Annotated in this window: 2 protein-coding genes; both read left to right on the plus strand. The window is 69.0% G+C overall.

Annotation, left to right across the window (positions count from 1 at the left end; genetic code table 11):
- Positions 1-265 (plus strand): phosphoketolase family protein (locus tag MHO01S_RS16095; protein ID WP_503826002.1); only part of this gene is annotated, 265 nt, incomplete at its 5' end.
- Positions 262-2,468: heavy metal translocating P-type ATPase (locus MHO01S_RS16100; protein WP_061782599.1), on the plus strand; the 2,207-nt coding region annotated here is incomplete at its 3' end. The genes MHO01S_RS16095 and MHO01S_RS16100, both read left to right, overlap by 4 nt.

Raw genomic sequence — 2,468 nt, forward strand, 5'->3', positions numbered from 1 at the left:
CTTCCAGGAGCGCGGCACCACCACGACCCCGTTCGACATGGTCATGCTCAACGACCTCGACCGGTACCGGCTCGCGATCGACGTCCTCGACCACGTCCCGGGCCTCGCCGCCCGCCACGCCGGCCTGCGGCAGGAGCTGCAGGACGCCCGCCTGCACGCCCGCGCCCACACCCGCGAGCACGGCACCGACATCCCCGCCGTCGCCGACTGGCAATGGCCCCACCCCGACACCACCGACCCCACCCTCGGGAAGGAACCGAAATGAGCGACACCAGAACCGTGACCCTGCAGGTCAGCGGCATGATCCGCGCGACCTCCAAGAACGTCACCGAAGCCCACCTGAGCCGACAACCCGGAGTGATCGCCGTGGACGCGAACCCGGTCTCACAGACCGCGACCGTCACCTACGACCCCGAGACCACCTCGGTCGCCCACCTCCAGCAATGGGTCATCGACTGCGGGTATCACTGCGCCGGCCAGTCCGTCCCCGACCATATCTGCGACCCCGCGCACGACCCGCACGACGAGGGTGCGCACGACCACAGCGCCCACCACGGCCCCGCAGCTGAGGGCGCACAAGAACCGCACGCGAGTCACGACGCGCACGAGGGCCACACGGATGCCACGGGTCACGCCAGCCACGCGGGCCATAAGGGTCCTGCGGGCTATCACGACGACCCCGTCCACGACCACGCCGCTGGCCACGACCACACGCACGCCCCGTCGGCGACGGCGGATGACGGTGAGCATGCCGGTCACCACGTCGAGCACGCCGGTCACACCGCGGCCGCGGGTGGGCACGATCATGGTGCAGCGTCGGGTCACAGTGCGCAGGAGATGATGGGCCACGGTGGGCATCACGGCGGGATGTCGATGGACGCGATGATCCGCGACATGCGCAACCGGTTCCTGGTCGCGCTGATCCTGTCGATCCCGATCACCCTGTGGTCTCCGATCGGGCGGGAGGTGATCGGATTCGAGGTGCCGGCACCGTTCGGGCTGCGCGATGACGTGTTCATGCTGATCCTGTCGCTGCCGGTGATCTTCTACTCGGCGTGGATCTTCTTCGACGGCGCCTACCGGGCGCTGCGCGCGAAGACCCTCGACATGATGGTGCTCGTCGCAGTCGGTGTCGGCGCCGGCTGGCTGTACTCCCTCGCGGTCACCCTCACCGGCGGCGGTGAAGTGTTCTACGAAGCCGCCACGGTGCTTGCCACCTTCGTGCTGCTGGGGCATTGGGTGGAGATGCGCGCCCGCGGCGGCGCGAACGACGCCATCCGCACCCTCCTGGAGCTCGCACCCTCGCAGGCGGTCGTGATCCGTGACGGGCAGGAGGTCGAGATCCCCACCAGCGAGGTCGTCCCGGGGGATCTGATGCTGGTGCGGCCGGGGGCCAAGATCCCCACCGACGGTGTCGTGGAATCCGGAGAGTCCGAGGTGGACGAGTCGATGGTCACCGGCGAGTCCATGCCGGTGGACAAAGCGCCCGGGTCGGAGGTGATCGGAGCGACCGTGAACACCGTCGGCACCCTCCGCGTCACAGCCACCAAAGTCGGCTCGGACACGGCGTTGGCGCAGATCGTGAAGCTCGTGCAGGAGGCGCAGAACTCCAAAGCCCCCGGGCAGCGCCTCGCCGACCGGGCAGCGTTCTGGCTCGTCCTGGTCGCCCTGATCGGCGGCACCCTCACCTTCCTGGTGTGGCTGCTCGCCGGCGCTGCAATCCCGATGGCGATCCTGTTCGCTATCACCGTCGTCGTCATCACCTGCCCCGACGCGCTCGGCCTCGCCACCCCGACGGCGATCATGGTCGGCACCGGGCTCGGCGCGAAACGGGGCGTGTTGTTCAAGAACGCCTCCGGGATCGAAACCGCCGCCCACATCGACACGGTCGTGTTCGACAAGACCGGCACCCTCACCAAGGGGGAGCCGGAGGTCACCGACTACATCCCCGTCGGCGGCGACGAGCTCGAGACTCTCTCCCTCGCGGTCGCGTTGGAGCGGGAATCCGAGCATCCTCTGGCGAAAGCGATCGTGAATTACGCCGACGCCCGCGACATCCCCCGTCGCACCGCGACCGCGTTCCGAAACGTCACCGGGCAGGGCGCGATCGCCACCGTCGACGGTCGACAGGTCGTCCTCGGCAACCCGCGCCTTCTCACCGGGGAGGGGATCGACATCAGCGGGGTGCAGGCCGCTCAGCAGGACCTGGCTGGGTCCGGCCGCACCGCGATCCTGTTCGCCGTGGACGGGCAAGTCGCCGGGATCATCGGTCTCGCCGACGCACCCCGGGACACCGCAAAGACCGCGATCGACGCTCTCCACGAGCAGGGCGTCGAGGTCGCAATGCTCACCGGGGACAACAAGCCCACCGCCGACCGGATCGCCGCTCTCCTCGGCATCGACACCGTGATCGCGGATGTGCTCCCCGAGGACAAGTCCGCGAAGGTCGCCGAGCTGCAGAAGACGGG

Source organism: Microbacterium hominis NBRC 15708 (genome assembly GCF_001592125.1).
Taxonomy (GTDB): domain Bacteria; phylum Actinomycetota; class Actinomycetes; order Actinomycetales; family Microbacteriaceae; genus Microbacterium; species Microbacterium hominis.